The sequence below is a fragment of the Pseudomonas sp. TE21435 genome (genome assembly GCF_056279265.1).
In genome coordinates, this window is the sequence record NZ_JBWBQZ010000001.1 from 1,397,306 (window position 1) to 1,419,012 (window position 21,707).

The window sequence follows — 21,707 nt, forward strand, 5'->3', positions numbered from 1 at the left end:
ACTTTAATCCTAGAGTTGTCCGGTGGCCAGTGCCCCCTCACTGCCCACCTTCACCAGCTCCTCACCCAAGAATCAGGAGACGCGAAATGGCATACGTCACAACCCCGGAAGGACTCGAGATCTTCTACAAGGACTGGGGCCCGCGGGACGCCCAGGTGATCTTCTTCCATCACGGCTGGCCGCTCAGCGCCGACGACTGGGACGCGCAACTGCTGTTCTTCGTCGCCGAAGGCTACCGCGTGGTCGCCCATGACCGCCGTGGCCATGGCCGTTCGAGCCAGGTCTGGGACGGCCACGACATGGACCACTACGCCGACGACGTGGCGGCGGTGGTCAAGCACCTGGGTGTCGAGGGGGCGATTCATGTCGGGCACTCCACCGGCGGTGGCGAGGTGATCCACTACATGGCCCGCCATCCCGAGGACAAGGTGCCCAAGGCCGCCATTATCGCCGCCGTGCCGCCGCTGATGGTCCAGACCGCCAGCAACCCCCGTGGCCTGCCCAAGTCAGTGTTCGACGACCTTCAGGCCCAGCTCAAGGCCAACCGCGCGCAGTTCTACCACGATATCCCGGCGGGGCCGTTCTACGGCTACAACCGCCCCGGCGCCAAGGCGAACCAGGGCGTGATCCTCAACTGGTGGCGCCAGGGCATGATGGGCGGCGCCCAGGCGCACTACGACGGCATCGTCGCGTTCTCCCAGACCGATTTCACCGAATCGCTGAAAAAAGTGACGGTGCCGGTGCTGGTCATGCATGGCGACGACGACCAGATCGTCCCCTACGAGAACTCGGGGCCATTGTCGGCCAAGCTGCTGGCCAAGGGCACATTGAAGACCTACAAGGGCTATCCCCATGGCATGCCCACTACCCACGCGGACGTGATCAACCAGGACCTGCTCGCCTTCTTCCGTAGCTGACAGGCCGGGCCGGCGCCGGCGTCAGCCCGGGCGCCGGCCCTTGCCGCGCGCGGCCTTCTGCGCCGTCGAGTCATGTTGGGTACCGGTGGAGCCGTCCGGCCGATGGGCGTCATTGTCACGCTCGGCTTCGCCCGCAGGTTTGCGCTGGCGACGATCATCCTGCTGTTTCATGGCCTTCTCCCAGGCTTTGTTGACAATGGCCAGCCCTGCCCGGTGTCAGGCCGCAGACTGCGCGGCGCCAAGCAGTTTCTTCTGCGCTTGCATGGCCTGCCCCATGTCCTCCAGCGCCTGCTTGCCGAGCAGTTTCCTGGCGGTCGGGAACAGTTCGCCCTCTTCCTCCTCGATATGGTGCTCGAGCAACTCCTTCATCACCTTGACCCGCCCTGCGAACTCGACGGTGTCGGTGGCGGTACCCAGCAGGTCGGGCAGGACCAGCGAATCGACCGTGCGGTGCTCCTCCTTGGCCTCGTGGTACATCTTTGCCTCCTCTCGGCCCCCGGCCTGCTTGATGGCCGGATAGAGGATGCGCTCTTCGAGCTCGGTGTGGATCTTCAGCTCCTGCTCGATACGCGCCAGCAACTCGCCACGTTTCTTTACCGCGCGCTCGGTGGTGGCCGCCAGCTCGTCGAGCAGCTTCTTCACGTTCTTGTGGTCTTGCTCCAGCAATTCGATGGCATTCATGGCAGACCTCGTCGGTTATCAAGAATGGGCATTGCCTCCGGTTGAGCCACGCCCGCCCGAGGTGTTCGACAGAGACGATGAACGGTGGCAGCACGTGCATTGCCTGCAACGAACTATGAACCTGATGCGCCTGCCGACGCTCTGAGCTGTTAACACCCAGGCCAAGGTGAGCCATGGAGCTGATCGTCGCGCGCCCCGAAGGGCTGTACTGCCCACCCGGTGATTTCTACATCGACCCCTGGCGGCCGGTCGATCGGGCAGTGATCACCCACGCTCACGGTGACCATGCCCGGCGCGGCAATCGCCACTACCTCGCCGCGACGCCCGGCGCCGGGATACTGCGCGCTCGCCTGGGCGAGGACATCGACCTGCAGACCCTGCCCTACGGCACGCCGCTTGAGCACCACGGCGTGACCCTGAGCTTTCACCCCGCCGGCCACGTGCTCGGCTCGGCCCAGGTGCGCCTGGCATACCGCGGCGAGGTGTGGGTCGCCTCTGGCGACTACAAGGTCGAGCCGGACGGCACCTGCGAAGCCTTCGAACCGGTGCGCTGCCACACCTTCATCAGCGAATCGACCTTCGGCCTGCCGATCTACCGTTGGCAAGCCCAGGCCTGCGTTTTCGCCGACATCGACGCCTGGTGGCGCGCCAATGCCGCCGCCGGGCGTCCGAGCGTGCTGTTCGCCTACGCCTTCGGCAAGGCCCAGCGGATTCTCCACGGCATCGACGCCAGCATTGGCCCGGTGCTGGTGCATGGCGCGGTGGAGCCGCTGAACCAGGTCTACCGCGCCGCCGGTGTGCGCCTGCCGGAAACCCTGCCCGCCACGGCGACCAGCAAGGGCGACCCATTGCTGCGCCAGGCACTGGTCCTCGCCCCGCCCTCGGCGGGGGGCAGCACCTGGATGCGCCGCTTCGGCGACTACAGCGATGCCTTCGCCAGCGGCTGGATGCTGCTGCGCGGGGCGCGGCGTCGACGCGGCGTCGATCGCGGCTTCGTGCTCTCCGATCACGCCGACTGGCCCGGCCTGCTCTGGGCCATCGAGCAGAGCGGCGCCGAGCGGGTGATGGTCACTCACGGCCAGGTCAACGTGCTGGTTCGCTACCTGACCGAACGCGGCCTGGATGCCCGAGCCTTCCAGACCGAGTACGGCGAGGAAGACGACAGCCTGGAGCCGACCAACTGATGAGAGCCTTCGCCGAACTCTACGCCCGGCTCGATGCCACCACCTCGAGCAATGCCAAGCTCGCCGCGCTGCAAGAGTATCTGGCCGCCGCACCACCTGCCGATGCCGCCTGGGCGGTGTACTTCCTCGCCGGCGGACGGCCCCGGCAGGTGGTGCCGACCCGTGTGCTGCGCGACCTGGCGATCCGCCTGTGCGGCCTGCCCGAGTGGTTGTTCGAGGAGAGCTACCAGGCCGTCGGCGATTTCGCCGAAACCCTTTCGCTGTTGCTGCCAGAGTCCACCCAGGTCGCGGATGAAAGCCTGCAGTGGTGGCTGGAGCAACTGCTGCCACTGCGCGGCCTGCCCCCCGAGGAACTCGCGCCGCGCTTGCAGGCGCTGTGGGCGCGGCTCGACCGGCAAAGCCTGATGGTCAGCCTCAAGCTGCTCACCGGTGGCTTTCGCGTCGGCGTCTCGAAACTGCTGGTGACCCGCGCCCTGGCCGCGTTGGCCGGGGTCGACGCCAAGCGCGTGGCGCAGCGCATGGTCGGCTACACCGACCTTGCGCACCAGCCGACGCCCCAGCGCTACCTGGCGTTGGTCGCCCAGGAGTCCGCCGAGGAACATGCCCAGCGCGGCGGCCAGCCCTACCCGTTCTTCCTGGCGCACCCGCTACAAGAGCCGCTCGAGCGTTTCGACGCGGTGCTCGGCCCGCCCCAGGAGTGGCTGGTGGAATGGAAGTGGGACGGCATCCGCGCCCAGCTGGTGAAACGCGATGGGCGTGCCTGGCTGTGGTCGCGGGGCGAGGATCTGATCACCGAGCGTTTTCCCGAGATTGCGCAACTCGCCGCCGCTCTGCCCGACGGCACCGTGCTCGATGGCGAGCTGGTGATCTGGAAGCCGCCACCCGACAGCGGCGAACAGGCATTTGGCATCCAGCCGTTCGCCCTGCTGCAGCAACGCATCGGGCGCAAGACCTTGGGCAAGAAGCTGCTGGACGAGTTGCCGGCGGCGCTGCTGGCCTACGACCTGCTGGAATGGGAAGGCGAAGACTGGCGCAGCTGCAGCCAGGACCAGCGTCGGGCACAGCTCGAGGCGCTGGTCGATAGCATCGGCGATGCCCGCTTGCGCCTGTCGCCGCGCGTGACCGGCGACGACTGGCAGGCGCTCGCCCGCCAGCGCGAGGCCTCGCGCCAGCTGGGTGTCGAGGGCATGATGCTCAAGCGCCGTGACTCGCTGTACGGCGTGGGCCGTACCCGTGACCTGGGCCTGTGGTGGAAATGGAAGATCGACCCGTTCAGCATCGATGCGGTGCTGATCTATGCCCAGCGCGGCCATGGCCGGCGTGCCAGCCTGTACAGCGACTACACCTTCGCGGTATGGGACGACAGTGCCCCGGGCGAGCGGGTGCTGGTGCCCTTCGCCAAGGCCTACTCTGGCCTGACCGACGAAGAGATGCGCCGGGTCGACGCCATCGTGCGCAGGACCACGGTGGACAAGTTCGGCCCGGTACGCAGCGTCACCCCGACCCTGGTGTTCGAACTGGGTTTCGAAGGCATCGCCCTGTCCAAGCGCCACAAGAGCGGCATCGCGGTGCGTTTCCCACGCATGCTGCGCTGGCGCACCGACAAGACCATCGAACAGGCTGACACGCTGGCCACCTTGCAGGGGCTGCTGTGATGGTCAAGCGCCGCCAGCCCTCCAGCCGCTGGTTCACCGAGCGCGGCTGGAAGCCGTTCACCTTCCAGAAGGCCGTCTGGCAAGCCGTGGCCGACGGCGAATCGGGGCTGCTGCACGCCGCCACCGGCGCCGGCAAGACCTATGCCGTGTGGTTCGCCGCGCTGGATCGCTTCGCCGGGCAGTATGCCTCCCAGCCCATGCCGGCACGTCGCGCCAAGCCCGCCATGGCGCCGCTGACCCTGCTGTGGGTCACCCCCATGCGAGCCCTGGCTGCCGACACAGCCAGGGCGCTGCAGGCCCCCCTGGACGACCTGGGGATCGGCTGGAGCATCGGCCTGCGCACCGGCGACACCGGCAGCGCCGAACGCGCCCGCCAGGCACGGCGCCTGCCCAGCGTCCTGATCACCACTCCGGAAAGCCTGACGCTGCTGCTGACCCAGGCCAATGCGCGCGAGGCGTTCGCCGGCCTGCGCATGCTGGTGGTGGATGAGTGGCACGAGTTGCTCGGCAACAAACGGGGCGTGCAGTTGCAACTGGCCCTCGCCCGCCTGCGCTACTGGCAGCCGTCGCTGCTGGTCTGGGCGCTTTCGGCCACGCTGGGCAACCTGGATCACGCGCGGCAAGTGCTGATGCCGGCGGGCCGCCTGGTGCAGGGGCACGACGCCAAGGACCTGCGTATCGACACCCTGCTGCCGCCCGCCATCGAACGCTTTCCCTGGGCCGGGCACTTGGGCCTGCGCATGCTCGGGCAGGTCGTCGAGCAATTGCAAGGCAGCGCCACCACGCTGGTGTTCACCAACACCCGCTCGCAGGCGGAGACCTGGTACCAGGCGCTGTTGCAGGCGCGGCCCGATTGGGCTGGGCTGTTGGCACTGCACCATGGTTCGCTGTCGCGTGAGGTGCGCGACTGGGTGGAGCTGGCCTTGAAGAAAGGCCAGTTGAAGGCGGTGGTCTGTACGTCCAGCCTGGACCTGGGGGTCGACTTCCTGCCCGTGGAGCGCGTGCTACAGGTCGGCTCGGCCAAAGGAGTGGCGCGCCTGATGCAGCGCGCCGGGCGCTCCGGCCACGCCCCCGGCCGGCCCTCGCGCGCCACGCTGGTGCCGACCCACAGCCTGGAACTGCTGGAGGCGGCAGCCGCACGCAGGGCGGTGGCCCAGGGCAAGGTCGAGGCGCGCCAGGCCCCCGAGCGGCCACTGGATGTGCTGGTCCAGCACCTGGTGAGCATGGCCCTCGGCGATGGCTTTGAGGCCCAGGACATGCTCGCCGAAGTGCGCAGCGCCTGGTCGTACCGCGACCTGAGCGACACGCAATGGGCATGGGCCCTGGCGTTCATCCGCCACGGCGGTCTCTCGCTCACGGCCTACCCCGATTTCCGCCGCGCCGAGCCGGACGCAGAAGGCCGCTGGCGGGTGCCCGATGCACGCCTGGCACGGCGTCACCGCATGAGCATCGGTACCCTGGTCAGCGATGCCAGCCTGACCGTGAAGTTCTGGGCGCGCGGTGGCAGCGGATCGCTGGGCAGCGTCGAGGAAGGCTTCATCGCCCGCCTGCGCCCAGGCGACCATTTCCTGTTCGCCGGCCGCACCCTGGAGCTGGTAGAGGTGCGCGAAATGACTGTCTACGTGCGCCGCGCCAGCGACCGCAAGGCCGCCATCCCGCGCTGGAACGGCGGGCGCATGCCGCTCTCGGGCGAACTGGCCGAGGCGATGCTGGCCGAACTGGACGCGGCGGACCAGGGTGTCTTCCAAGGCCCGGAAATGCGCCTGCTGCGCCCGTTGCTGGAGGTGCAGAAAGCCTGGTCGGCGCTACCCGGCAAAAACGTCCTGCTGGCCGAGACCCTGCAGTCCCGCGAAGGCTGGCACCTGTTTCTCTACCCCTTCGCCGGACGCTCGGTGCACCTGGGCCTGGCCAGCCTGCTGGCTTGGCGCCTGGCCCGGGATACACCGCTGAGTTTCTCCATCGCGGTCAACGACTACGGCCTGGAACTGCTGTGCGCCAGCGCCATCGACTACGCCGGTGCCCTGACCCCGGCGCTGTTCGACAGCCAAGACCTGTTGCCCGAGGTGCTAGCCAGTCTCAATGCCGGCGAGCTGGCGCGCCGGCGCTTTCGCGAGATCGCCCGGATCGCCGGGCTGGTGTTCACCGGCTACCCCGGTGCGCCGAAGAGCACGCGCCAGTTGCAGGCTTCCAGCGGGCTGTACTTCGATGTGTTCAGGCAGCACGACCCGGACAACCTGCTGCTGACCCAGGCCCGCCAGGAGGTGCTGAGCCAGGAACTGGATGTGCAACGCCTGCGCCAGACCCTGCAGCGCTTGCAGCCTCTGCCGCTGCAACTGCGAAGCATCAGGCGCGCCACACCGTTCGCCTTTCCGCTGATGGTCGAGCGCTTTCGCGAGAGCCTCAGCTCGGAAAAACTCGCCGACCGGATCCGGCGCATGGTCAGCGACCTGGAGCAGGCCGCAGGTGCCGGGGCACAGGTGCCTGCGGCGTTGACCACGCTGATGGTCGAGGATGACACGCGTGAACCTGGCCGCGCGCACAAGGCCAGGCGCAGCAAGGACGGCCGGCCACGCCCGGCCAGGCAGCGGTCCTGAGGCCATGGCCAGCACCCTTCCTTCGCACATCAGCGTAAAGGTGGCCGGCACCGAACTCTGCCTGCTGGCGGAAAAAGCCCTGTGGTGGCCAGAGCGGCGGACCCTGCTGATCGCCGACCTTCATCTGGGCAAGGCAGCCGGCTACCGGGCACTGGGCCAGCCAGTGCCCAGTGGCACCACCGCCTGCAACCTGCAACGCCTGGATGCCCTGCTGCAGCGCTTTGCCTGCCAGCACCTGGTATTTCTCGGCGACTTCCTGCACAGCGCCAAAGGCAGGACCCCGCGAACCCTGGCAGCGCTTGCCGAGTGGCGCGCCCGCCATGCGGCGCTGCCCATCACCCTGGTGCGTGGCAACCATGACCGACAGGCCGGTGATCCGCCGGCCGGGCTGGGCATCGAGGTGGTGGCCGAGCCGCTGCCGCTCGGCCCGTTCGCCCTGCACCACGAGCCCTGCGCGCACCCGCAGCGGCATGTACTGGCGGGCCATGTGCATCCGGCGTACCGCCTGCGCGGCCGTGGCCGCCAACAGGTGCGCCTGCCCTGTTTCCTGGTCGGCGAGCACCTGACCTTGTTGCCGTCGTTCGGCAGCTTCACCGGCGCGATGACGCTGCAGCCGGGAACGGGTCAGCGGGTCTATGTCATCGGTGATGGAGGGATCTGGGAAGTGCCCGGACAATTGAAGTGACACCAACAATTAACCGCGTGAAAATTTAAATATATTTACACATTTGATACAGCTGCTTACATCTGCTAATAGCCCATTAAAATTGTTTCACCAAAAACCTGCATAACTGCGCCAACAGTTAATTGAAATAACCATCGGCCCGCCAGACAATGTCTCGCCGCCCTGCTCTTCGCCGCTATCTGCCTGCGCGGTGCAAGGCCATGATTCCCATACGACGCGCTTTCCGACGTGATATCGGCTCGCGCCATGTTTATCAAAAAACCAATAGCTCCGGACTTGAATTAGTCGCACGAGCAAACTTTTCACGCAACTTTCACACCCATTCCAAAGAATGAAAAGTGGCAAATTACTTGCCGAGGAAACCTATGAACACCCCCGCCATTCATACGCCCACCCTCCCGTGTCCAGCCCAGGAGCGTATTCTGCTGACCGGTGCCACAGGTTTTCTCGGTGGCGCCGTCGCCGCCCAGATGATCGCCGAAGGGCATGCCGAGGCCCTGTGCTTCCTCGTTCGCGCCGATAACCCGGCGCAGGGCCTGCAACGCCTGCGCGACAACCTGCGCCAGCATGGTGTCGACGACAGCCAGGGCCAGGCCCTGAGCGAAGCGCAGATCCTCTGCGGCGACTTCCTCGACACCGCCTGGCTGGCTCGCGAGACGCCGCGTCTGATGCAGCTCGACCGAGTGATCAATTGCGCCGCCGTGGCCTCGTTCTCGAAGAACCCCAATATCTGGCCGGTAAACGTCGAGGGCACCTACGCCTTTGCCCAGGTGCTGAGCCGCTCCAGCCGTCTCAAGCGTTTCCTCCACGTCGGCACCGCCATGTGCTGCGGCCCACAGCGCGAGTCACCGATCAGCGAATCGTGGGAGTTTCCCGAGGCCGCGCAGCAACTGGTGGACTACACCGCCTCGAAGGCGGAGATCGAACGGCGCATGCGTGAAGAGCTGCCCAGCCTGCCGCTGGTGGTGGCGCGGCCATCCATCGTGGTCGGCCACCGCAGCCTCGGCTGCCAGGCCTCGGGCAGCATCTTCTGGGTGTTCCGCATGGGCTTCGCCCTGGAAAGCTTCACCTGCGGTCTGGACGAGCAGATCGACGTGATCCCGGTGGACTACTGCGCCGAAGCGCTGATCGGCCTGGCGCTCAAGCCCCGCCTGGGTCATGACCTCTACCATATCTCCGCCGGCCATCATTCGGCCTGCACCTTCGCCGAGATCGACCAGGCTTTCGCCTTGGCCAATGGCGCGGAGCCGGTGGGCAAGCGCTATCGCAAGGTCGAGGCGGACGACCTCAAATCGCTCGCCAGCCATTTCGAAACCCGCATCGGCCCGGCCAACCCACGGCTGGTGCTGCGTGCCTTGCGCCTGTACAGCGGCTTTGCCGACCTCAACTACCTGTTCGACAACAGCCGGCTGCTGGAAGAAGGCATTGCCATGCCGCCACGCTTCACCGACTACCTGGACGTCTGTGTCAGGTCGTCCAGCGGTGTGAGCATCGCCACGCAGATGCAGTGGGATTTCAAGTAATAAGCGTCACAGGGGCTGCTACGCAGCCTATCGCCGGCAAGCCGGCTCCCACAGGGACCGCGCAATTAGTAAGGCCTGCGCTGTATCTGTGGGAGCCGGCTTGCCGGCGATGGGCCGCAAAGCGGCCCCTATCGCTAAACTGACTCGCGTTAGCCACAGAGGTTGATTTACTTAACATATTCATGAGGCGCATGATCACCACTTCTCCCGTGGAGGTCATGCTGCCGCCGTATGCCTACGGTGTTGGACGCGATGGACAACGTGGCAGCCTGAAGCAAAACCCTGGCAGTCCCAGGCAAGACACCTACCTGTCGTTAGGTGCTCAATACCTGTAACCGCCAGCGCTTGTGCAAGCCGTGCTGTCCAACAATTCCAACTGTCCAGGCTGCGCCATGATCAACATCGAAACGCCGACGTACTACACCGCCACCAAGAAGTACAACCTCAGCTTCCCCACCCTGGAAAGCGACATCGAAGCCGATGTCGTGGTGATCGGCGGCGGTTTCTCGGGCATCAACACCGCCCTGGAACTGGCCGAGCAAGGCATCACCAATGTCGTCGTGCTCGAGGCCCGCTACCTGGGCTTCGGCGGCACCGGGCGCAACGGCGGGCAGATCATGGCCGGCATCGGCCACGACCTGGAGAAGATCAAGAGCAGCGTGGGCGACCAAGGCCTGCGCGAGATCTTCGAGATCAGCGAGCTGGGCGCCGGCATCATCAAGGCGCGCATCGCCCGCTACCAGATCGACGCCGACTTCTGCCACGGCTACGGCTACATGGGCTTCAACGCCCGCCAGGAAAAGACCCTGCGCGCCTGGGAGAAGGACTTCAAGGCCATCAACGGCAAGGACGAGATCCGCTTCCTCGGTGGCTCGGAGGTCAGGCAGATCATCGGCTCCGACGCCTACAGCAGCGCCCTGCTGCACATGGGCGGCGGCCACGTGCATTCGCTGAACCTGCTGCTTGGCGAGGCCCAGGCCCTGGTCGGCCACGGTGCGCGGATCTTCGAGCACAGCCCGGCACTGGAGGTGCACTACGGCGAGCGCATCACCGTGCGCACCGGGCGCGGCTCGGTCAACGCCAGCAAGCTGCTGTGGGCCTGCGACAGCTTCCTCAACAAGCTCGAACCCGAACTGCATGCGCGCACCGTCAACACCTATGCCTTCCAGCTGATGACCGAGCCACTATCGGACGAGCTCATCCAGCGCATCAGCCCGATCCGCGGCGCCTACAGCGATATCCGCCCGGTGATCGACTACTACCGCGTCACCCGCGAGAACCGCCTGCTGTTCGGTGCCGCCACGCCGTTCGTGGAGCACATCCCCAAGGACCTCAAGGCCTGGAACCGCAACCTGATGCTGAAGATCTTCCCCTATCTCAAGGACGTGCGCATCGACCTGGCCTGGGGCGGGCCGATGGCCACCAGCGCCAACCTGTTCCCGCAGATCGGCACCCTGAGCAACCGCCCCAACGCCTTCTACGTGCAGGGCTACTCGGGCTTCGGCGTCACCCCCAGCCACATCATCTGCAAGATCCTCGCCGAAGGCATGAGCGAAGGCTCGGCCCGCTACGACCTGATCAGTTCGGTCAAGCACGCGCGCATCCTCGGCAAGGACCATATCCGCCCACTGCTGCTGACCGCCGGCAAGACCGTGCATCAGCTGTCGGGCTTCTTCAACGGCCGCCGTTGATTCCTTTTGAACAAGACCAGGAGAACCACCATGACCCTCACCGCCGTCCGCCAGGGTGTGCAGCTGTCCGAACTCGACGCCTGGGGCACCGTTGCCGACCTTGGCTCGACCATCCTCGAAGGCGAGGTCAAGTGCTACGGCAAGATGACCCACGGCGCCCCGACCGACCCGGTCAGCAGCGCCTATTTCGGCACCACCCAGGGCAAGTTCCGTATGGTCTATCCGTTCAGCGAGCAGGCGGTGATCGTGACCGGCGAGATCCAGCTGACCGATGAATCCACCGGGCAGGTGACGCGCTACAAAGCGGGTGATGCCTGGTTCGTGACCAAGGGCACGCCGGTGCTGTGGGAGGTGCTGAGTGAGACCTTTGTGAAGCATTACCTTGCGCTAGCCTGATTCCGCTTCGCCGGCAAGCCGGCTTCCACAGAGGACGCATAGCCCTGTGGAAGCCGGCTTGCCGGCGATGCTTTTAGCGCCCTGCCGTCAACGCCATCGCCCTGAAATCCTTCGGCGACTGCTCGAACTGCTTCTTGAACGCTCGGCTGAAATGCGCCGAATCGGTGAACCCCCACTTGTAGGCGATCGAGGTGATCGACTCGCGCTTGAGGAACGGGTTGGACAGATCATCGGCGCTGCGCTTGAGCCGCGAGCGCTGGATGTAACGGCACACGCTGTCACCCTCCTCCTCGAACAACCGGTACAGATGGCGCACCGAAATGCTCAGGCGCTCGGCCAGGTTTGCCGGGGTCAACCCGGGCTGGCCCAGCGACTCGTCGATGACCTTTTGCACATAGCCCCGCAGGCTGACGCCGCCGAGCCTGGCCAGCGAGCCGGGGTTGTCATCACCGCGCTCGAAGCCCGGCTCCAGCAGAGCGATGAACGCCGCCTGCAGCGCCTCACCCTGGGTTGCCCCGGCCTCGTCGCCTTCACGGCACAGCTGGTCCATCAGCAGGTGCAGCATGCGCCCGCAGGCGTTGGTCGAGGAGATCTTGCCGAAGGTCGCGCCCTGCTTCGCAAGATGCTTGCGCACCTGCTCGCGGGACAGTGACAGCGAAACATGCTCGATCAGGCCGAACGGAGTGATCTCGCACGGGCCCACCGAATCCATCAACAGCAGCTCGCCTGGCGAAAGCTGGATACTCGCGCCGCCCTGGGTGATTTGCGAGTAGCCCATGCGCTGGCTGACCAGAAAGCAATGCTGGTCGTCGTCGCGGTCGGGGTTGTCGCCCAGGCGGCGGATATTGCCGGCATTGGTGCGCAGATTGGCCAGGGCCAGGCCGGCGCGGTTGTAGGTCGATATCTCGCCGATGAACAGCGAGCGGTTGAAGGCAAGTTCGGTCTGGAACTGGCCGCAGACTTTCTGCATGGCCGTCGTCCAGCGCTCCAGGCCGTCCTGGGGCGGGCTTGCGCTGTGAACTGAAGCGGGCTGGGGCATGGGCATGGCGACCTCCACAGCAACGGTTGTTGTTATGGAGTAATTGTTAACATGTTATCAATGAACGTACAACTGTCATCTCTTGTAGGAGCGGCTTCAGTCGCGATGCAGGTGTCGCGGTGCCTGGCACCCGCTTTGCGGGTGATCGCGGCTAAAGCCGCTCCTACAGGATTCAGAGGTCGCGCAGGGCGTACGCCAACCCGTCGAACGCCAGCCAGAGATGGTGGCGCTGTTCGGTTGTGAGGGGGATATAGCGACGCAAGGCGGGCATCCGGTTGACCACTTCGCTAGCGCCCATGTGCTCCAGGGTCACCTGCCACTGACTGTTACTGCAGTCGATGGCCAGGCGCTTGAAGTCCAAGGGCATCAGGGCGGCCTGCATTGCTGCCAGACGCGCCTTGAGTGCTTCGAACAATAGCCGGTCACCGCTGCGCAGGCGGCAGCCCAGCCCGCTGCGCCGCAGCATGCCGGTGTGGTGCAGTTCGGCGCGCAGCGTGCCCTGGCCACTGGCTGGCACGCGCAGGATGAACTCGCACATGACCAGGTGCATCAGCAGGTGGCTTTCGGTGCGCTCACGCACCTCGATACGCGGACCATCCTCGCGGTAGGTAAAGGATGCTGCGGATTGCAAATCCGGCATTCCGAGGTTGCACCCCAGACGCGCCAGGGTCGCCCCGGGCCGATACCCGGCCGGAGCACGTGGCCCGGTCAGGCGCTCAAGCCAGCTTGCCGACATGGCGCACCTGCTCGCTATGAGGCTGACCGGGCTCGGCGGCGAACTCCTTCTCCAGCACATCCTCGACCCTGGCCGGCCGGAACGGGTTGACCTTCTGCACGCACAGGGTCCAGAACAGCGCGTAGACGGCGGTGGCGCCAAGCATCACGGCGAACGGCACATAGACATCGGCCGGGTTCATGCCCGGCGGGGTGATGAACCACATCCCCAGCAGGATGCCGATGCTGGAGACGATCTGCGGCAGCGGGAACAGCGGCGAGCGATAGGCCCGCGGCAGGTCCGGGCGACGGATGCGCAGGATCACCACCGACAGGGTCACCAGCAGGTACGCGGTGCTCCATGCACATACCGCCGCCAGCACCAGGTGCAGGATGTTGTCGGTGTTGCCACCCAGGTACCAGGCATGCAGGCAGGGGATCAGCGCCACCACCAGGATGCACAGCAGCGGGGTCTTGAAGCGCGGGTGCAGGTAGGTGAACACCTTGGGCAACGCCCCATCCACCGCCATGCCGTAGAGAATCCGCGGCACCCCGGCCATCAGCGTGTTGATGGTGGCCGCGCCGGCGAACAGGAAGCCGATGCCCAGCCACACCGGGCCGATATCGCCCATCACCTGCTCGGCGAAACGCGGGATGGCCATGGGGGTGTCCAGCAGGTGCACGCCGCTTGCCGCATCGAGCACCACGTTCTCCACCTGGCGCTTCATCGCCGCGCCGTAGATGAACATGCAACTGGCCACGCCGAACAACCCCAGCGCCATGGCCTTGGGCATCACCCAGGCCGAGCGGCGCAGTTCCGGGGCCAGGGGGGTGACGAACTCGCAACCGACGAACATGAACATGGCCATGCCCACCAGCGACAGGATGGTCATCAGGTCGGTGCCGACCAGCGACACGCCGAATGGCCCTTCCAGCTCGACGGCGGGCGCGGCGATCAGGCCGAGCACGCCGAATACCATCAGCGTGGTCCACATGCCGAAGGTCAGCACCACCTCGGCGCGGCCGAAAGCGCTCACGCCAAAGGCGTTGAGCACGCCGAACACCAGCACGAAGCCCACCCCCAGCAGCCAGGAGCCGCCGGCCGACTCGGCCAGGGTATTGAGGTGCTCGAAGTTCACCAGGGCCATGACCCCGGACAGGATGGTCTCGGCGGTGCCGGCGAACACATGCACGATCAGGTACGCCGACAGGGTACCGGTGATGGCGAAAAATCGGCCCAGGCCGCAGTTGATGTAGTCATAGACAGAGCCGGTGGTGGGCAGGATCGCCGCCGCCTCGGCGAAGGTGGTCGATTGCGCCAGCATCATCACTGCGGCGATCAGCATGGCCACGGCGAAGGCGCTGCCGCCGATGCCGAAGCCCATGGTCGCGGTGAGGATCACCGGGCTGGCCATGATCAGGCCGACGGTGCTGGCAAGCGCGGTGGGGAAGCCGACGCTGCCGCGGTTCAAGTGCTCGGTGAGCTTATTATTGGATGTCATGGGTGGGCCCTGGGTGGACGAGAGAAAGATGACCGCTTACCCGGCGCGCCGCAAGTGCTGGCGTGCGCCGGGTCTTCTCCGTCACTTTGCGGCCTTCACCCAGGCAGGTCTTGCCACTGGCTGCCGCCGATCTTGATCCGTGTTGCCAGGTGCCAGGCGATAGCCTTGCAGCGCTCTTGAGATCGAGCGCCGCCCGCGCGGCGCATCGCGGATGAATCCGCTCCTACATCTGTTGCAACGTGGCCATGCCTGATAGGCCATGGTTGTAAGCCTTGTGCGCTCGACGCGATTTTTCGGCGGGCAAGGCTGGCAACCATGGTCTGACAGGGTCGGTACGTTGCAAAAAATGTAGGAGCGGATTCATCCGCGATGCGCCGCGCGGGCGGCGCTCGATCCGGCAGGCGCCGCAATACTTGCGTCAAACACCTTGAAAGGCATACGGCAGGACCCTGGAATAGGCGCCTTGGTGATAGAGCAGCGGCGCCCCGCCTAGGTCGTCGAAGGCTAGTACCCGGCCAATGAGAATCCAGTGATCACCGCCGTCGATCTGCTGGAACTTCTCGCAGCGAAAACGCGCCGAGCAGCCTGGCAACAAAGGCGCGCCACCCTCGCCAGTCTCGTGCTCGATGCCGGCAAAGCGGTCTTCGCTGGGGCGGGCGAAGGTGTTGGACAGGTCGACCTGGTCGGCCGCCAGCACATTCACGGCAAAGTGCCCGGCAGCCTCGAACACCGCATGGCTGCTGGAGCGCTTGTCGATGCTCCAGAGCACCAGCGGCGGTTCGAGGGATACCGAGTTGAAGCTGTTGGCGGTGACCCCGACCTTGCGCCCCGCAGGGTCGGTGGCAGTGATCACGGTAACGCCGGTGGCGAAGTTGCCCAGGGCGCGGCGGAAGGCGCGGCTATCGAAGGGAGTGGACATGCAAGGCTCCATCATTGTTATTGGGCTGGCTGGGTCGCTCTCACATTGCTCCAGCCATGTTCATCGGTTGAAGCTCAGGTCATCGCCGGATCCGGCTCCAGCCCCATCAGCTCGCGCCCCAGGATCTGCGCGCAGACGTCATAGTCGGTATAGGCGTGCGCCCCGGTCATGTGCGCATCGCGGAACAGCCGCTGCAGTTCGTTGCCGTCAAACCAGGCGCCACCGCCGGCCGCCTCCATCAGCCGATCCACGGCCTGGATGCACAGCTTGACCGCATAGCCCTGGTTGGTACGCCAGTAGGCCAGCTCCGTGCGCGTCGGGTACTGGCGGCGGGCGCTGTATTCGGCGATCTGCTCCCAGCTCTTTTCCAGCAGCGCGCGCGCCGCAGCGACCTGATGGGTGGACTCGGCCAGGCGCATAAGCGCCGGGGTGGCCGCGCCGACGGCGGCGCCGGTGTAGGCGCGCACGCGGTGGCGGGTCTTGTCCTTGAACGCCTCGAGCATGCGTTCGGCGATGCCCAGGCTGACCGTGGAGAAGCCGCTGGCAAAATACGGCCGGTACGGGTTGAAGTAGATCGCGCTGTCCGGATACAGCCCGAAGCCCGCCGAGTGGCCCTCCATCATGTCCCGGGCCTTCTGGATGCGATGTTCGGGCACGAAGGCGCGCTCGACGATCAGCGTGCGGCTGCCACTGGCGCGCATGCCGGCGGCGAACCAGTCGTCGCGGATCTGGTAGTCGCTGCGCGGCAGCACGGCGAAGCAGTAGTCCTGACCGCCTTCGGGGTTGGTCCGGCGAAAGCCCATGATCGCCCACTCGGCATGATCGCAGCCGCTGCTCCAGCCCATCTCGCCACTGAACAGCACGCCGCCCTCGACCTCTTCGGTACGCCCGAACGGGGCGATGCTGCTACTGGCGGTGGCGTCCGGATCGTGGCCCCAGATCTCGTCCTGCAGGCGTGCCGGGAACATCGCCAACTGGTGGCTGTGGGTGCACAGCAGGCTCATCGCCCAGGCAGTGCTGGCACAGGCGCCGGCCAGCGCGGCGATGCATTCGGCGAACTGCGGCAGGCTGATTTCCAGGCCGCCGTAATGTCTGGGCAGGAATGCCTTGTGCAGGCCGATGGCCTTGAGCGCGGCGATGTTTTCGGCGGGCACGCTGCGCTCGCGCTCGGCCTGGTCGGCGCGGGCGGCGATGGCCGGCAACAGGGGCTTGAGGTCTTCGAGCAGGGAGTTTGGCTTTTTCATGGTCTGGCTCATTGTTATTGGACCCTGGCGAACGGTGCCTGGAAGCGGGCGTTCGCTGATGAATGCCGGGTCAGTATGGGAGCCATGGGCAGGCCGGAAAATGCAACTTCCGCACCTCGGATTGCACTTTTCATGGGCCTGGCAGGCTGGGTCATGGTGGCTGGCATGGGCAGACAAGAACGCCGGTTTGCCGCGCTCTAACCTGCGCAAATCGGGCCGCTGCGGCCCATCCGGAGCCCTGTCATGAGCGATATCCCCCTCCTCCCCAGCGTCAGCGCCTTCCTCGCCCGTGACCACGGCCTGTACATCCACGGCGCAACGGTGACCAGCCAATCCAGCGCCCGCATCACCGTGTACAACCCGGCCAACGGCGAAGCCATCGCCCAGGTCGCCGACGCCAACCCGGCCGATATCGAGCGCGCCGTCGCATCGTCCCGCCAGGGATTTGCCAGCTGGTCGCACACCAACCCCGCCGTCCGCGCCGCGGTGCTGTTGCGCCTGGCCGACCTGCTGGAGGCCAACCGCGAGGAGCTGGCCCAGCTGGAAACCCTGCAATCGGGCAAGCTGATCGGCATCGCCCGCGCCTTCGAGGTGGAGCAGGCCGCGCACTTCCTGCGCTACTACGCCGGCTGGGCCACCAAGATCACCGGCCAGACCATCACCCCGTCGCTGCCCTCCTTCGCCGGCGAGCGCTACAGCGCCTTTACCCTGCGCGAGCCGGTGGGGGTGGTGGTGGGCATCGTGCCGTGGAACTTCGCCACCATGATCGCCCTGTGGAAGCTGGCCTCGGCACTGACCACCGGCTGCAGCATCGTGCTCAAGCCCAGCGAGTTCACCCCGCTGACCCTGTTGCGCATCGCCGAACTGGCCAGCGAGGCCGGCCTGCCTCCGGGCGCCCTCAATGTGCTGACCGGTGGCGGCCAGGTGGGCAAGGCGCTGGTCGAGCACCCCGGCACCGACAAGGTGTCGTTCACCGGCTCAGTGCCCACCGGCATCGCCGTCGGCCAGGCGGCCATGGGCGCCCGGCTGACCCGGGCGACCCTGGAGCTGGGCGGCAAGAACGCCGTGGCGTTCCTGCCCGATGTCGACCTCGACAAGGCGCTGGACGGCATCATCGAGGCCGGTTTCCTGCACTCCGGGCAGATCTGCGCCGCCGGCGAGCGTTTCTACGTGCATCGCTCACGCCTTGACCCATTGCTCGACGCGCTGTCCCAGCGCCTGGGCCAACTGAAGATCGGCTCCCCGCTGGACGAAACCACTCAGTTCGGCCCTGTGGCCAACAAGCCGCATCAACAGAGGCTCGGCGAGCTGTTCGCCACCGCCCGTGCCGAAGGCAACCGCATCGTTCATGGCGGGCGCCTTGGCGAAGGCCCGGGCTGCTTCGTCGAGCCTACCGTGATCCTCGCCAACAGCGCGGGCGATACCCTGCTCAACCAGGAAACCTTCGGCCCGGTGGCGACCTTCCTGCCCTATGACGACGAGGACGAGTTGCTGCAGCTGATCAACGCCTCGCCCTACGGCCTGAGCGCGAGCCTGTGGAGCAACGACCTGGGCAAGGCCATGCGCCTGATCCCGCAGATCCAGGCCGGCACCCTGTGGGTCAACATGCACACCCTGCTCGACCCGGCGGTGCCGTTCGGCGGCATCAAGGCTTCCGGTATCGGCCGCGAATTCGGCTCGGCCTTCATCGACGACTTCACCGAGCTGAAGTCAGTGATGATCCGCTACTGACCATGGCCGGCGCCAACCACGACCTGGGCCGCTACTGCCTGCAGGCCTTCAGTCAGCAGGTACCGGCGTCGCTGGCGGCGTTCTACCGTATCGATGCCGGGCAGCAGGCCTGCGATTTCCTGCTGCAGGACCTGCAGGCGCCAATGCACGCCCGCTACCTTGCGCACTACCGGGCGTTCGACCCGTTACAGCCCGGGCGCTGCCTGGCCATCGGCCGGCCCGTGGTGTCGTTGCGCCAGGGCCTGGCCTGCTTGCCCGAAGCACAGGGCCGGACCTACCGCCGCTTCCTTGCGCAGCACCAGGTGGTGGACGTGGTGGAGATCATCGCCCAGGCGGATGGCCGCCCCGTGGCCGGCGTCTCGCTGCTGCGCAGCCCAAGCCTGGGTGAGTTCCAGCGCGACGAGCTTGAACGCCTGCTGCCCCTGCACGGGCTGATGCAGCTAGCCGTGGCCAGCCAGCCGCTGAGCGCCGGCCACGGGCACGTCGAACTCACCCCACGCGAACGGCAGATCGCCGAACTGCTGCGCTTGGGCACCAGCAACAAACTGCTTGCGCGCGCCCTGGGCGTCGGCCTGCCGACGGTGAAAACCCACCTGATCAACCTGTTCCGCAAGGTCGGCGTGCGCAACCGCACCGAGCTGGTGGCGGCCCTCTACCTGTGACTCAACCTTCCGGTTGATACCCCCGTGCGAAACGGCGCGGCACGCTGTCGGCATCCCAACACAGGAGTCAACAGCATGCCGAACCCAGCCGACTGGATCACCGTGGGCGCCCTCGCCGAGGGCTTCGCGCCCGAGGCCTTCATCCTGCCGCAACTGGCCGACCTGGCCGGGCGCACGCTCACCCTGCACTTCGCCAATGGCTGGATCATCGAGCATCGCTTCGACAGCGAGCGCCTGCACTGGCATGCGGCAGACGGCCACAGCAGCGGCAGCGCCGGCTACCGAGCCACTTCGGTGCGCCCCGGCATCTACCTGGTCGATTTCATCAAGTACGAGGCCGGCCAGGCCTGGTCGCTGTCGCTGGTGCTCGACAGCCACAACCAGGCCTTCACCGCCGTGCTCGGCCGCTTGCCCGATCAGGCGCGCACCCAGCGCGGCCTGTACGCACTGGCCCTGGCCGGCGAGACGTTGACCGGCGTCGAAGCGCGCTTCCTGCACGGCAGCCTCGACCGCCCCTGGCAGGCCGGCGCCTGCCCCCACGCGCCGACCACCGAACTGGTGGGCCTGCGCAACCACTACCGCTACAGCCCCACCGAGGAATACGAGCACGTCTACCTGAATGCCGACTACTACAGCTGGCAATGCCTGAAGGGTGTCGAGCAAGGCCTGTGCGACACCGACCGGGCGTACTACTACAAGATCGCCGAGCAGCTGTACCTGTTCGTCTGGTGCGAGAAGATCGTGCCCACCCTGGGCCTGGTGATGATCGACCTGGCGCGGCACCGCAGCGACGGCAAGATCTTCGGCTACCAGGGCGGCGGCTTCGATGCGCTGGCCAACTTCCCGGTGTCATCCCATTGCCGAGTGCTCAACCGCACGGAGCATGCGCAGTGAGCCGCAGCGTGCTGGTCACCGGGGCCGGCAGCGGCATCGGTGAAGCCTGCGCCCTGCGCCTGGCCCGCCAGGGCTGGCAGGTGGCGCTGGTGGGCCGCCGCCGCGAGGCGTTGCAGCGTGTCGCGCAGCAGTGCGATGGCCTGGTGCTGGCCGGCGACGCCGCGCAGAGTGCCAGCTGGGTGGGGTTCATCGAGCAGGTACGCGCCCGCTTCGGCGGCCTCGACGCGGTGATCGCCTGCGCAGGTGGTCATGGCCTGGGAGCGGCCGAGCAGACCAGCGACAGCGCCTGGCGCGAGGCCCTGCGCGGCAATCTCGACAGCGCCTTCCACACCGCCCGGGCCTGCCTGCCGCTGCTGCGCGAACGGCGTGGCAGCCTGGTGCTGCTGGGTTCCATCGCCTCACTGGCGGCCGGGCCAGAGGTGTGCGGCTACACCACCGCCAAGCATGCCCTGGTCGGTCTGACCCGCTCGCTGGCCCGCGACTATGGACCGTTCGGCGTACGGGTCAACTGCGTCTGTCCAGGCTGGGTGCGCACGCCCATGGCGGACCTGGAGATGCAGCCACTGATGGATTACTACCAGGAAGACCTCGACGCCGCCTACCGCCGGGTCACCGCCGACGTGCCGCTGCGCCGCCCGGCCAGTAGCGCCGAGATCGCCGCCGTGTGCCAGTTCCTGGTCAGCGTCGAGGCCAGCATCGTCACCGGCGCAGTGATCACCGCCGACGGCGGCGCGACCGTGGTCGACGTGCCGACCCTGGCCTTTACCCACCTGGAGCCGTCGGCATGAACACGCGCTACGACTTCGAGGGGCGCACGGTGCTGGTCACCGGCGCGGCGGGCGGGATCGGTCAGGCCATCGTCGAGGGTTTCGCCCGAGGCGGTGCCCAGGTGCTGGCCGTGGACCTCGATTCGCCAGCACTCAGGCGCCTGTTGGACGCACAGCGGGCCCTGGGTCACGACTTGCGTGGGGAAACGCTGGACCTGGCCGACCCCAGTGCGATCGGCACCTTGCTGGCCAAGCTCGAACGCCTGGATGTGCTGGTGCACAACGCCGCGTACTTCCCACTCACCACGTTCGCCGAGATCGACCCGGCGCTGCTGCAACGAACTCTGGCGGTGAACCTGGGGGCGTTGTTCTGGCTCACCCAAGGTGCCTTGCCGCTGTTCCGCCGCCAAGGTGGCGGATGCGTGCTGGCTACCTCCTCGGTGACCGGCCCACGGGTGGCCTATCCGGGCCTGAGCCATTACGCCGCGTCCAAGGCCGGGGTCAACGGCTTCATCCGCAACGCCGCACTGGAACTGGCGCAATTCAATGTACGGGTCAACGGCGTGGAACCGGGAATGGTGCGCACCCCGGCCATGAGCAACCTCGGCGATACCAAGTTAAACGCCCGGATCGCCGCCGGCGTGCCCTTGGGACGACTGGGGGAACCCGCCGATATCGCTGCCGCGATGCTGTTCCTGGCCTCCGACGCCGCCCGCTACATCACCGGCCAGACCCTTGTGGTCGACGGCGGCGCCACCCTGCCGGAGACCGCCGCACGCCTGTGATGGCGGCGACATGCAAGGGCGCTGGCAGCCACGGGCAAGACCACTGCCAGCGTTCCACGCGCTAATAGCCCGTCGCCTTTCGACACTGCCTCCACAACAACGCGGCACTCAAGACCGCACACAA

The 21,707-nt window shown here is 66.6% G+C and carries 19 protein-coding genes and 1 pseudogene; 13 read left to right on the top strand and 7 right to left on the bottom strand.

Annotated features, from left to right (window positions below):
- Positions 1-86: 86 nt before the first annotated feature.
- Positions 87-917 carry an alpha/beta fold hydrolase gene (locus ACZ9C1_RS06455; RefSeq protein ID WP_476253767.1) on the top strand — a complete coding sequence of 277 codons (831 nt, stop codon included), beginning with the start codon at positions 87-89 and terminating at the stop codon, positions 915-917.
- A gap of 21 nt (positions 918-938) precedes the next feature.
- Here ACZ9C1_RS06455 and ACZ9C1_RS06460 read toward each other — a convergent pair whose 3' ends face one another.
- Both ACZ9C1_RS06460 and ACZ9C1_RS06465 read right to left on the bottom strand, forming a co-directional pair.
- The gene (locus tag ACZ9C1_RS06460; protein WP_277504297.1) at positions 939-1,088 is read right to left on the bottom strand and encodes a hypothetical protein; all 150 of its coding nucleotides are present in this window, start codon (positions 1,086-1,088) and stop codon (positions 939-941) included.
- Between the two features lie 45 nt (positions 1,089-1,133).
- Positions 1,134-1,598, bottom strand: coding sequence for a hemerythrin domain-containing protein (locus tag ACZ9C1_RS06465; RefSeq protein WP_102685251.1), 465 nt, complete (start codon positions 1,596-1,598; stop codon positions 1,134-1,136).
- Positions 1,599-1,771: 173 nt separating this feature from the next.
- Between ACZ9C1_RS06465 and ACZ9C1_RS06470 the strand changes: the two genes are divergently transcribed.
- The 7 genes from ACZ9C1_RS06470 (at position 1,772) to ACZ9C1_RS06500 (ending at position 11,326) form a co-directional block, all read left to right on the top strand.
- Complete coding sequence (locus ACZ9C1_RS06470) at positions 1,772-2,782, top strand: ligase-associated DNA damage response exonuclease (protein ID WP_277504321.1); 1,011 nt, start codon at positions 1,772-1,774, stop codon at positions 2,780-2,782.
- Entirely contained in the window at positions 2,782-4,437 is a 1,656-nt protein-coding gene (locus ACZ9C1_RS06475; protein ID WP_476253768.1) for an ATP-dependent DNA ligase, read from the top strand. The genes ACZ9C1_RS06470 and ACZ9C1_RS06475 overlap by 1 nt, the downstream gene beginning before the upstream one ends.
- Positions 4,437-7,031 carry a ligase-associated DNA damage response DEXH box helicase gene (locus tag ACZ9C1_RS06480; RefSeq protein WP_476253769.1) on the top strand — a complete coding sequence of 865 codons (2,595 nt, stop codon included), beginning with the start codon at positions 4,437-4,439 and terminating at the stop codon, positions 7,029-7,031. Before ACZ9C1_RS06475 ends, ACZ9C1_RS06480 begins: the two co-directional genes overlap by 1 nt.
- A gap of 4 nt (positions 7,032-7,035) precedes the next feature.
- The gene (gene pdeM / locus ACZ9C1_RS06485) at positions 7,036-7,716 is read left to right on the top strand and encodes a ligase-associated DNA damage response endonuclease PdeM (protein WP_102685247.1); all 681 of its coding nucleotides are present in this window, start codon (positions 7,036-7,038) and stop codon (positions 7,714-7,716) included.
- A 365-nt stretch (positions 7,717-8,081) separates the two neighbouring features.
- The gene (gene cprA, locus ACZ9C1_RS06490; RefSeq protein WP_277504328.1) at positions 8,082-9,239 is read left to right on the top strand and encodes a cationic peptide resistance protein CprA; all 1,158 of its coding nucleotides are present in this window, start codon (positions 8,082-8,084) and stop codon (positions 9,237-9,239) included.
- A gap of 392 nt (positions 9,240-9,631) precedes the next feature.
- A complete protein-coding gene (locus ACZ9C1_RS06495) occupies positions 9,632-10,930 on the top strand; it encodes an NAD(P)/FAD-dependent oxidoreductase (protein WP_476253770.1) in 1,299 nt (432 codons plus the stop codon).
- A 30-nt stretch (positions 10,931-10,960) separates the two neighbouring features.
- On the top strand, positions 10,961-11,326 hold the full coding sequence (locus ACZ9C1_RS06500) for a cupin domain-containing protein (protein ID WP_023631207.1): 366 nt from the start codon (positions 10,961-10,963) through the stop codon (positions 11,324-11,326).
- Positions 11,327-11,399: 73 nt separating this feature from the next.
- Here ACZ9C1_RS06500 and feaR read toward each other — a convergent pair whose 3' ends face one another.
- From feaR to ACZ9C1_RS06525, 5 genes and pseudogenes are all read right to left on the bottom strand, one after another.
- Positions 11,400-12,365 carry a transcriptional regulator FeaR gene (gene feaR, locus ACZ9C1_RS06505; protein WP_431197027.1) on the bottom strand — a complete coding sequence of 322 codons (966 nt, stop codon included), beginning with the start codon at positions 12,363-12,365 and terminating at the stop codon, positions 11,400-11,402.
- 172 nt (positions 12,366-12,537) lie between these two features.
- Complete coding sequence (locus ACZ9C1_RS06510) at positions 12,538-13,101, bottom strand: DUF3156 family protein (protein WP_476253771.1); 564 nt, start codon at positions 13,099-13,101, stop codon at positions 12,538-12,540.
- Positions 13,082-14,581 carry an APC family permease gene (locus ACZ9C1_RS06515; RefSeq protein ID WP_476253772.1) on the bottom strand — a complete coding sequence of 500 codons (1,500 nt, stop codon included), beginning with the start codon at positions 14,579-14,581 and terminating at the stop codon, positions 13,082-13,084. Before ACZ9C1_RS06515 ends, ACZ9C1_RS06510 begins: the two co-directional genes overlap by 20 nt.
- Positions 14,582-15,017: 436 nt before the next feature.
- Positions 15,018-15,500, bottom strand: a pseudogene (locus tag ACZ9C1_RS06520) (flavin reductase family protein); the annotation flags it as partial.
- 74 nt (positions 15,501-15,574) lie between these two features.
- Positions 15,575-16,744 (bottom strand): p-hydroxyphenylacetate 3-hydroxylase oxygenase component, encoded by a 1,170-nt coding sequence (locus ACZ9C1_RS06525; RefSeq protein ID WP_277504334.1) that lies wholly within the window; start codon positions 16,742-16,744, stop codon positions 15,575-15,577.
- A 243-nt stretch (positions 16,745-16,987) separates the two neighbouring features.
- On the opposite strand from ACZ9C1_RS06525, the gene ACZ9C1_RS06530 reads away from it, so the two are divergent.
- The 5 genes from ACZ9C1_RS06530 (at position 16,988) to ACZ9C1_RS06550 (ending at position 21,583) form a co-directional block, all read left to right on the top strand.
- The gene (locus ACZ9C1_RS06530) at positions 16,988-18,475 is read left to right on the top strand and encodes an aldehyde dehydrogenase family protein (protein WP_476253773.1); all 1,488 of its coding nucleotides are present in this window, start codon (positions 16,988-16,990) and stop codon (positions 18,473-18,475) included.
- Between the two features lie 2 nt (positions 18,476-18,477).
- Complete coding sequence (locus ACZ9C1_RS06535; protein ID WP_102685275.1) at positions 18,478-19,137, top strand: helix-turn-helix transcriptional regulator; 660 nt, start codon at positions 18,478-18,480, stop codon at positions 19,135-19,137.
- Between the two features lie 75 nt (positions 19,138-19,212).
- The gene (locus ACZ9C1_RS06540) at positions 19,213-20,031 is read left to right on the top strand and encodes a molybdenum cofactor biosynthesis F family protein (protein ID WP_277504337.1); all 819 of its coding nucleotides are present in this window, start codon (positions 19,213-19,215) and stop codon (positions 20,029-20,031) included.
- Positions 20,028-20,819, top strand: a complete 792-nt coding sequence (locus ACZ9C1_RS06545; protein WP_476253774.1) for an SDR family NAD(P)-dependent oxidoreductase — start codon at positions 20,028-20,030, stop codon at positions 20,817-20,819. Before ACZ9C1_RS06540 ends, ACZ9C1_RS06545 begins: the two co-directional genes overlap by 4 nt.
- Positions 20,816-21,583 carry an SDR family oxidoreductase gene (locus ACZ9C1_RS06550; protein WP_476253775.1) on the top strand — a complete coding sequence of 256 codons (768 nt, stop codon included), beginning with the start codon at positions 20,816-20,818 and terminating at the stop codon, positions 21,581-21,583. Before ACZ9C1_RS06545 ends, ACZ9C1_RS06550 begins: the two co-directional genes overlap by 4 nt.
- Positions 21,584-21,707 lie beyond the last annotated feature (124 nt).

Bases quoted from the DNA above. Each gene is read 5' to 3' on its own strand.
- ACZ9C1_RS06455 (WP_476253767.1), top strand. From the start codon at position 87: ATGGCATACGTCACAACCCCGGAAGGACTCGAGATCTTCTACAAGGAC.
- ACZ9C1_RS06460 (WP_277504297.1), bottom strand. From the start codon at position 1,088: ATGAAACAGCAGGATGATCGTCGCCAGCGCAAACCTGCGGGCGAAGCC.
- ACZ9C1_RS06465 (WP_102685251.1), bottom strand. From the start codon at position 1,598: ATGAATGCCATCGAATTGCTGGAGCAAGACCACAAGAACGTGAAGAAG.
- ACZ9C1_RS06470 (WP_277504321.1), top strand. From the start codon at position 1,772: ATGGAGCTGATCGTCGCGCGCCCCGAAGGGCTGTACTGCCCACCCGGT.
- ACZ9C1_RS06475 (WP_476253768.1), top strand. From the start codon at position 2,782: ATGAGAGCCTTCGCCGAACTCTACGCCCGGCTCGATGCCACCACCTCG.
- ACZ9C1_RS06480 (WP_476253769.1), top strand. From the start codon at position 4,437: ATGGTCAAGCGCCGCCAGCCCTCCAGCCGCTGGTTCACCGAGCGCGGC.
- pdeM (WP_102685247.1), top strand. From the start codon at position 7,036: ATGGCCAGCACCCTTCCTTCGCACATCAGCGTAAAGGTGGCCGGCACC.
- cprA (WP_277504328.1), top strand. From the start codon at position 8,082: ATGAACACCCCCGCCATTCATACGCCCACCCTCCCGTGTCCAGCCCAG.
- ACZ9C1_RS06495 (WP_476253770.1), top strand. From the start codon at position 9,632: ATGATCAACATCGAAACGCCGACGTACTACACCGCCACCAAGAAGTAC.
- ACZ9C1_RS06500 (WP_023631207.1), top strand. From the start codon at position 10,961: ATGACCCTCACCGCCGTCCGCCAGGGTGTGCAGCTGTCCGAACTCGAC.
- feaR (WP_431197027.1), bottom strand. From the start codon at position 12,365: ATGCCCCAGCCCGCTTCAGTTCACAGCGCAAGCCCGCCCCAGGACGGC.
- ACZ9C1_RS06510 (WP_476253771.1), bottom strand. From the start codon at position 13,101: ATGTCGGCAAGCTGGCTTGAGCGCCTGACCGGGCCACGTGCTCCGGCC.
- ACZ9C1_RS06515 (WP_476253772.1), bottom strand. From the start codon at position 14,581: ATGACATCCAATAATAAGCTCACCGAGCACTTGAACCGCGGCAGCGTC.
- ACZ9C1_RS06525 (WP_277504334.1), bottom strand. From the start codon at position 16,744: ATGAAAAAGCCAAACTCCCTGCTCGAAGACCTCAAGCCCCTGTTGCCG.
- ACZ9C1_RS06530 (WP_476253773.1), top strand. From the start codon at position 16,988: ATGAGCGATATCCCCCTCCTCCCCAGCGTCAGCGCCTTCCTCGCCCGT.
- ACZ9C1_RS06535 (WP_102685275.1), top strand. From the start codon at position 18,478: ATGGCCGGCGCCAACCACGACCTGGGCCGCTACTGCCTGCAGGCCTTC.
- ACZ9C1_RS06540 (WP_277504337.1), top strand. From the start codon at position 19,213: ATGCCGAACCCAGCCGACTGGATCACCGTGGGCGCCCTCGCCGAGGGC.
- ACZ9C1_RS06550 (WP_476253775.1), top strand. From the start codon at position 20,816: ATGAACACGCGCTACGACTTCGAGGGGCGCACGGTGCTGGTCACCGGC.